This is a genomic window from Mesorhizobium sp. M1A.F.Ca.IN.022.07.1.1, assembly GCF_003997575.1.
In the GTDB taxonomy this organism is placed as follows: Bacteria; Pseudomonadota; Alphaproteobacteria; order Rhizobiales; family Rhizobiaceae; genus Mesorhizobium.
Genome location: NZ_RZST01000004.1, coordinates 49,769 through 57,686, shown reverse-complemented (window position 1 = coordinate 57,686; position 7,918 = coordinate 49,769). Strand labels below are relative to the sequence as shown.

Below are 7,918 nucleotides of genomic sequence, written 5' to 3'. Positions count from 1 at the left end.
CGGTTTTTCTCGCCGTCGCCGGCGCTGAGGCGCTCTATGCCGACCTCGGCCATTTCGGGCGCAAGCCGATCGTGCTTGCCTGGCTGGCCATCGTGTTTCCTTGCCTGTTGCTCAACTATGTCGGGCAAGGCGCCTTCGTGCTGGCGAATGGCGGTGTCGTCGGTCATCCCTTCTTCGAGATGAACGAAGGCCGGATGCTTATCCCGATGGTGGTGCTGGCGACGGCGGCGACCGTGATCGCCAGCCAGGCGGTGATCTCCGGCGCTTTCTCGCTGACCAGGCAAGCAGTGCAGCTCAACATGCTGCCGCGCCTGGAAATCCTGCATACGTCGGAAAGACAATCCGGCCAGATCTATATGCCGCGCGTCAACATGCTACTGGCGCTCGTGGTGATGCTGCTGGTGGTCGGCTTTGGCGAATCCAGCAAGCTTGCCTCGGCCTACGGCATTTCGGTGACAGGCAACATGCTGGTGACGAACATACTGCTTTATGTCGTCATGACGCGCATCTGGAAATGGCCGCTCGGCGTCGCGATAGCCTTAATGGCGGTGTTCGTCTTCATCGATACCGGCTTCTTTGCAGCCAACATCGTCAAGGTATTCGAAGGCGGCTGGGCCTCGCTTGCCATTGCCGCAGTGATCGTGATGACCATGTGGACTTGGATAAGAGGCACCAGGTATCTATTCGACAAGACGCGCAGGAACGAGATTCCGCTCGATTCCCTTGCAGGCAATCTGTTGAAGAGGAAACCGCAGCTGATGTCCGGTACGGCCGTGTTCCTGACCAGCGATCCCGCCAGCGCGCCGACCGCGTTGATGCACAGCCTGAAGCACTACAAGGTGCTGCACGAACAGAATGTCATCCTCTCGGTGGTGACGGCGCAACAACCCGTCGTGCCCGACAGTGACCGGGTCAAGATGGAAACGATCAACGAGCTGTTCATGCGGGTGACGCTGACCTTCGGCTATATGGAGCAGCCCAATATCCCGCGCGCGCTGGCGATCTGCCGCAAGCAGGGCTGGAAGTTCGACATCATGACGACCTCTTTCTTCCTGTCGCGGCGCTCGCTCAAGGCCTCGCCCAATTCCGGCATGCCGGTCTGGCAGGACAAGCTGTTCATCGGGCTGGCGCGCACGGCGGCCGACGCAACGGAATATTTCCAGATCCCGACCGGACGCGTCGTCGAGATCGGAACACAGGTGGCGATTTAGTGCATGCCGCAGTTCAGCAGCTGAGAAGCCACTTGAGCGTGTCCATAGAAAGCGCCTCACTGAATACCAAACATCCCCATCCTCTGTTTGGTACGTTTCCAACTCTTGATATCTTGGAATTGACCAAGGATCGCTGCTTGGGTTCTGTCTCGGGAGGCGCGACTTCGGTGAGCAGAACTCTAGCAGCCCTTTCCCAGACTCTCCGCATGAATCGGAGTAGCCTGCTTCCATCGGCGATTTACATGTGGCATCGCCGTTGAGCGACGGCCACCCTTCCGCCCTAATGGGAGGAACAGCTATGGTCAGTAACACCAGCTCAATGAGTGGCATTGCCTATCCCAGCGACCTGGCTTTGTTGAAGCAGGTCTTTGATCGTGTCTGCGCCGAGGCAGGTATCTCCGTTAGTAGCATGCAGGCGGAGCGCCTGAGCGTGAGCGTAATGGCACTGTTCTCGGACGGCGAGTTCGATGAGGCCGTTCTTTATGAACGCCTTAAGCTTGATGCCCGCTCCTTGCCCAGAACGGGCAGCGTATGACCTCCGATCATCAGGAAGTCCTCACGAGCCTTGTAGCTCGTTATGAAACCGTAGTGTCGATACAGGACCGGATCGTTGAGCACGACCGGCGTTTCGGGCCTAGCATCCGAATTGGATGAAGTCCTACTGGAGCGGCTGCTCGTCTCGTTACGGAAGGCCCGCGTCGCCCTGGAGCTGGGCGGTGATCAGGGTGGATTTGCGGCGATAGCGTTCCTCGACGATTTCGAACAGATGGAAGCGCTGTTGGTCGGTGAGGCTGTGAGTTCCGAAGTCATCGAGGATGAGCAGTTGCGCGCGGGTGAGTTTGTCGATGAGGCGTGGGAAGCGGCCATCGAGACGAGCGAGCGCCAAATCCTCGAACAGGCGCGGCACGCGCACATAGAGCACGGAATGATCGAGCCGTGCCGCTTGCCGTCCGAAGGCGCAGGCCAGCCACGACTTGCCGGTTCCGGTCTGGCCGGTGACGATCAGGTTCTCATGAGTTTTCAGCCATTTGCCCTGGGCGAGCGCCATGGTGCTGCGCCGGTCGAGTCCGCGCGGCGCGGCAAAGTCGATGTCCTCGATGCAGGCTTCGGGAAAGCGCAGCCTGGCTGAGGCGAGCCGGTTCCGGACGCGCTTGTCGGCCCGCATGGCGACCTCGCGGTCGAGCATCAGGCCGAGCCACTCGTCACGGCTGAGTTCGTTGGCGTTGTTGCGTTCGGCCAGTTCGCGCCAGGCGGCAGCCATGCCGGCCAGACCGAGGGCCTGCATCTGGTCGAGGGTAGGGTTCGTCAGCATTCTTTCTTTTTCCTTCACGGTAATAGGTGGAGCCGCGGATGTTGGCGTCTGGGGTGTCGGCTTTGCCGGTTCTGCGGAGCTGGCCCGGTCGAGGCCGGCTTTGAGGATGGCGGTGACGGAGGAGTAGGCGATCGCGTTGATCAGCAGCGCCCGCTCGCAGGCGGCATCGAGACGCTCCGGCCCATAGCGCGGCGCCAGCGACAGGATGCCCATGGCCGAGCGATATCCCTGTTCCGGATGCGGCCGGTCGCGCATCATGCGCTCGACCAGGATGGCGGCGTTGGGGCCGATCCTGGCCGCCCTGCTGATCAGGCTGGCCGGCGTGGTGTTGGCGTAGCGCTGGTGCGCCTTGGGCATGTGTTCGTTGACGGTGACATGGCCGGAACGCTGTGAGCGACGGACATGGCTGGCGACACGCTGGTGATCGTGGAAGATCTCGACCACTCGATGCGTGAGCCGCACCTCGACGGTGCGCCCGATCAGCCGGTGCGGCACCGAGTAAAAGGTCTTGTCGACCTCGACATGGTAGTCAGGATGGACCTTCGCCGACTTCCACTCGGCGTATTCGAACGGTGCCGCCGGCAGCGGCTTCAAGGCAGCCGCTCGATCTCCCCGAACAGTTCGCGGCGGCTTTGGCCGACATGGCGCATCGGCCGGTTGTTCAGCTCCTCGAGCAGTTCGGCGATCGCCGCGTTGAGCTCGGCGATCGAGAAGAAGGATCGGTTCCTCAGCCGCGCCAGAATCCAGCGCTCGACAATCAGCACCGCGCCTTCGACCTTGCCCTTGTCGCGCGGCTTGCGGCTGCGGGTCGGCAGGATGGTGGTGTCGTAATGCTCGGCCATCGCGGCAAAGGTCGCGTTCAGCGTCGGCTCGAACCACAGCGTCTTGACGACACCGGCCTTCAGGTTGTCGCACACGATCGCTCTGGTGACGCCGCCGAAGAAGGCGAGCGCTCGCACCTGGCCCTCGATCCAGTCCGGCAGCTTCTGGCTGGAGCTGGCAAAGGCGAAGGTCAGATTGGAGGCGCCCAGCACCGCGACAAAAATGTGCGCCGGGTAAATGATGCCGGTCGCCGGATCGATCACCGGCACCGTCTGCCCGGCATAGTCCGTCTGCATCACCGCGCCCGCCGCATGCCGGTTGCGGAATGTCGCGCTCGTCCGGCGCTCGAAAGCGGCGAAGTGCTCGCAGAACCAGGTGTAGCCGTAGCCGTCGGGGTTGGCGGCGCGATACTCCTGCCACAACAGCGTCAGCGTCACCCCCTTGCGCTTCAACTCCCTGGCGATCAGCGCAAAGTTCGGTTCGCTTAGGTCTTGCGGCGGACGACCGGCACGGCCAAACAGCAGCCGCTCAAGTGTCGCGTCGTCGTGCGATATCGCTGGCTCGCCTCGTGACCGATCGGGATAGGAGCGATGCAGTCTTTCTGGGGCGGATGAAGGAACCTTTGACACGGTTCGGAATACACCGCGTCGTGACGCAATATGCCGCCATGGCGAGAAAAACCGTGCCGACCGTGGCCACGAAGCGCGTCAGGCCGTGGCCACGAAGCGCGTCAGCCCCATACGATTCGTCACACGACAGCCGTCCACCTCCTGCGTGCCGGCGTCGATATCGACACGATCCGCGCCTGGCTCGGCCATGTGTCGTTGGACACCACGCACATCTACGCCGAGGTTGATCTGGAAATGAAGGCAAAGGCGTTGGCCAAGGTTGAAGTCAGCGGCTTGAAAGAGCCCCCACGGCAGCGATCTCTGCCGTCATTAATGGCATTCCTGAAAGCCCTGTAGCGAACTACCATCGCCGTTCTTCTTATGTGGCGGCTTGGGCCAAGGAAATCACTGACATCCTTGGCTCATCCCCCGGAGACGCAACATAAATTTGGCCGCAACATAACAGGTGAAGTGTTATGCCGAACATATTAGCCGCTTCTGCGAACTCTTTCGCAGTTTCGAGCAGCGGCTTTCGCCGATGATGCGCCAGGAGCATGCGGCCGGCGACAAGGTCTTCGTCGACTATTCCGGCAAGAAGATCCCGATTGTTGATCGCAAGACCGGTGAGATCCGCGAGGCAGAGATCTTCGTGGCAGTGCTCGGCGCATCCAGCTTCACCTTTGCGGAGGCAACTTGGACGCAAACGCTCCCGGACTGGATCGGCTCGCATGTCCGGATGTTTCGTTTCTTCGGAGGCGTTCCCCGGCTGATCGTTCCCGACAATCTGAAGTCGGGCGTCAGCAGCGCCAGCTTCTACGACCCCGAGATCAACCGCAGCTAGGGGAGGGGATTTCGTTGACCATCGGCCGGCAGAGGAGCGGGCCGAGCGTTTCGTGACATGACCGAACGGAATTTCGTCCGGCTGCGCAAAAAGGTGCCCTGTCGAGACTTACTTGTTAGCAGGGACGAACTCGTGAAGAGTTAAACGACTGATAAGGCAACATTATCGTTCATTATTGGGGCGCGACAGGCGCAGCGCTTTTTGCCTATTTCAGTTGCCAAAAGCGCCGCCGTGATTCATCGTGCTTTCAATGATTCTTCGCCCCAAACCCTCTCCGCGCCACTTCGCCACGCTTGCCAGCGCCCCTTCAACCGCGCCGATGGCAACGGTGCCGGCCTGGCTGCGCCGGGCCGTCCCGGATGCGCAAAGCCTTGCGGGGAACGAGTTCGAGGACGTGGCGCTCGCCGCGGGCGCCACGATCGGCGCGCTCGACGCGGTGGTCCGCCGTCAGGAGCCGTGGGCCGGCGCCTGGCGGCAACGCCTGGCGCTTTCGGCGGCCGCGACGACCGCAAAGCAGATGGGACGCGTCGAGGATGAGGCGGCCCTGCGGGATGCCGTGCTGCTCACCCGGCCGGGCGACAATGTCGGCCCCCCTGGCCGCATCCTTATGGCCTGGCGCCGGCTGGCCGGAATGCCGGTGGAGAAACTGCTGACCGAGGCAAGCATCGGCTCGGTGCTGGAAGACCTCGGTCTCGCGCGCAATGACGAGAGCCCGAGCGATCTGACGGACGATCTCCGACAGCTCGCCGCCAGTGACGGGACGGTCGGAACGATAACCGGCGCCATCGCGATCGCCGAACGCCACGGCTTCGGGCGCGTTCTCGGAGCCTGGCTTGCCGATGCCTTGCTCGCGCAGCGGCTAGGCTGGACGCATGCAGTCCCTTTGCTGGGCGGTGAGATCGCCTTGGGCAAAAGCGCCCGCCCGCGTCGATCGGCAGTCAGTTTTGTGGCGACAGGCATTGAGACAGATCCTGAGCGTGCCAAAATTCTGCTTGCCGCCCAGGCCCGCGCTGCGCTGCGCGCCATCGATCTTTTTACGGAACTCGAGCGCCGTGCGGAAAAACTGCTTGGCGTCGCGCCGAAACTCAGGGCCAAGGCAGCGGACGCTGTTGTCGAACGGCTCTTGGCCGACGACGCGATCGTCGCATCCGAAAAGATCGCCGGCATGAGCGACCGTGGCCTGCGCCGGCTGTTCGACCGGCTGGTCGAACTCGGTGCCGTCCGCGAGCTGTCGGGCCGCCCAACCTTTCGCATCTACGGGCTGTGACGACCATGGTGGAAGCGGTGCGCAGACGCGGAAAGGATCGGCCAGATGACCGTCGATCAGCTGACCAGCTGTTTGACCGGGAGCTGGATCACCTGCCGCCGGAGGCGCGCTGGCGCGAATGGAAGAACCGTGTCGAAGCGACCATCTTCGCCGCCAGCGAACCGGTCGGCCGCGAGACGCTCGCGCGGATCGTCGGAAAAAACTGCAGCATCGACCTGCTGATCGACGACATCCGCGAAGAACTCCGCGGTCGACCCTATGACCTCGTCGCCGTCGCTGGTGGCTGGAAGCATCTGACCCGGCCGGCTTATGCAGACGCTATCCGCAGTGCAGTCGGCGGTAATGAGCGCGCGGTGGACCTCACGCAGTCGGAGGTGCTTGTGCTGATGTGCATCGGCTACTTCCAGCCGATCACCCGCGCCGAGTTGTCGTCTTTCTTCGGCAAGGAGATCAGTCGCGATTTTATTGGTCATCTGCGCGGTGCCGGCCTGATCGCTTCCGGTCCGCGTAGCCCGACGCCGGGCGCGCCCTACACCTACGTGACGACAAAAGAATTTCTGCTGGAGTTCGGGCTCGACACGCTGCGCGACCTGCCGGATTTCGAGGCGCTTGAGGATGCCGGGCTGCTGTCGAAGGAGAAGTTGCTGGGCGGTGACATCATGCCAGACTTTGCCGTCGGCCCAGAGGATGTCGGAGGCGAACTCGACGAATAGCCGCGGCCGAAATTCGTAGCATATTGCTGACGTCTCAACCGTGATCTCGTCCGAAATAGGACTAGATTGTTCGGACAAAGTCCCCAGCGTTAACCCGCCAATCGCCGCCCGAAGCGCGAGTTGTCGCGGAGCCTCGACAGGTTTTCTAGGCTAGGTCGACGCGACTGATAGGTGGTTTGGAGCGTCGGCGCATGTCCCAATCACAGAGGCGTGGGGCACGTTGGACAGGTTGACCTGGCTTCGCTCAAGGTGCTCACTCCAACGACGGGGAGGGGACAGGGCATTTGACCGGCCTGCGATCACTGATGCGCATGATCGCGTTTACAGGGACAGCAGGCTCAGCCGCGTTGGTCGGAGCGGAAGAGCTATCACAAGAGTTGCTCGCTATGCCGGGACAAGCTTCTTGACCTCGATCTCAGCCGAATTCGGCATGTCATCGGCTTCGTACTTGCGGACCCTGGCGATGATGTCCTTGGCGCGCGTGATCTTGTCGTTGCGCCATTGGGCCACTTCGTTCGCCGACAGGTTGTCGAACACTTTGAAGAAGTAGTCCTTCTGGGTGTAGCAGCCATAAAAGCCCAGGCCGACGATCCATTTTTCGAGGCCGTACGAATCGTAGACATAGCCGGCTTCTGCGTTCCAGAATTTGACGAGGCGGACGGTTGGCTTGATCAAATAGGAATTGTTGCCGTTGACAGTCTCGAGCGTGCTGTTGAAATCGTTCGGGTTCGTGCTTTGCCACTCATCGGGACCCTTGGGGATCTGATACGTCGTGCCCCACGAGAACAAGGCGGGCACTAGGTCGAACTTGATATGGTTGAGCTCCAGCACCACCGTGGGGCTCGATTGGTAAAGTTCGGAGTTGGCGTATTTCTGCTCGGCGAACTTACGCAGTCGGGTGAGGTAGGTCTGTGGGTTCAGTCCGCCTTTTTCAAAAACGATCATGTAGTCAACGTCCGAGTGCGCATCCATCTTCCGGGGAAGGATCGTGCCACGGGTGTGCGAGCCGAACCGGAAATGCGACGTTAGGCCATCACCGGCGACCGTGAAATAACTGGCCAGCCGGGAGCTCAAGGTCGTGACCGAGGTCGCGATCGAGGCCTTCTCGTCGGCCGAGAGCACCGCGTCGCTTGCACGGGATACG

Annotated in this window: 6 protein-coding genes and 4 pseudogenes; 7 read left to right on the top strand and 3 right to left on the bottom strand. The window is 61.6% G+C overall.

Annotated features, from left to right (window positions below; all coding sequences use genetic code 11):
* A partial coding sequence (locus EOA75_RS01900; protein WP_206516952.1) for a KUP/HAK/KT family potassium transporter occupies window positions 1-1,211 on the top strand: 1,211 nt, incomplete at its 5' end.
* A 298-nt stretch (window positions 1,212-1,509) separates the two neighbouring features.
* The gene (locus EOA75_RS01895; protein WP_091600251.1) at window positions 1,510-1,746 is read left to right on the top strand and encodes a hypothetical protein; all 237 of its coding nucleotides are present in this window, start codon (window positions 1,510-1,512) and stop codon (window positions 1,744-1,746) included.
* 174 nt (window positions 1,747-1,920) lie between these two features.
* On the opposite strand, the pseudogene EOA75_RS01890 reads toward EOA75_RS01895, so the two are convergent.
* Together EOA75_RS01890 and istA are read right to left on the bottom strand one after the other, a co-directional pair.
* Window positions 1,921-2,523: pseudogene (locus EOA75_RS01890) on the bottom strand (ATP-binding protein); the annotation flags it as partial.
* 16 nt (window positions 2,524-2,539) lie between these two features.
* Window positions 2,540-3,941, bottom strand: a pseudogene (gene istA, locus EOA75_RS01885) (IS21 family transposase); the annotation flags it as partial.
* Between the two features lie 63 nt (window positions 3,942-4,004).
* Here istA and EOA75_RS34835 point away from each other — a divergent pair.
* The 5 genes and pseudogenes from EOA75_RS34835 to EOA75_RS01865 all read left to right on the top strand — a co-directional run.
* A pseudogene (locus EOA75_RS34835) lies at window positions 4,005-4,142 on the top strand (hypothetical protein); the annotation flags it as partial.
* Window positions 4,143-4,169: 27 nt separating this feature from the next.
* Window positions 4,170-4,310, top strand: a complete 141-nt coding sequence (locus EOA75_RS34830; protein ID WP_236473399.1) for a hypothetical protein — start codon at window positions 4,170-4,172, stop codon at window positions 4,308-4,310.
* Between the two features lie 133 nt (window positions 4,311-4,443).
* Window positions 4,444-4,791 (top strand): annotated as a pseudogene (locus EOA75_RS01875) (IS21 family transposase); the annotation flags it as partial.
* A 253-nt stretch (window positions 4,792-5,044) separates the two neighbouring features.
* The gene (locus EOA75_RS01870; RefSeq protein WP_127323462.1) at window positions 5,045-6,061 is read left to right on the top strand and encodes a DUF1403 family protein; all 1,017 of its coding nucleotides are present in this window, start codon (window positions 5,045-5,047) and stop codon (window positions 6,059-6,061) included.
* 5 nt (window positions 6,062-6,066) lie between these two features.
* Window positions 6,067-6,774 (top strand): SMC-Scp complex subunit ScpB, encoded by a 708-nt coding sequence (locus EOA75_RS01865; RefSeq protein ID WP_127323461.1) that lies wholly within the window; start codon window positions 6,067-6,069, stop codon window positions 6,772-6,774.
* Window positions 6,775-7,158: 384 nt separating this feature from the next.
* Here the strand turns inward: EOA75_RS01865 and EOA75_RS01860 are convergent, their stop codons facing one another.
* Complete coding sequence (locus tag EOA75_RS01860) at window positions 7,159-7,896, bottom strand: nucleotidyltransferase (RefSeq protein ID WP_245466536.1); 738 nt, start codon at window positions 7,894-7,896, stop codon at window positions 7,159-7,161.
* Window positions 7,897-7,918: the final 22 nt, after the last annotated feature.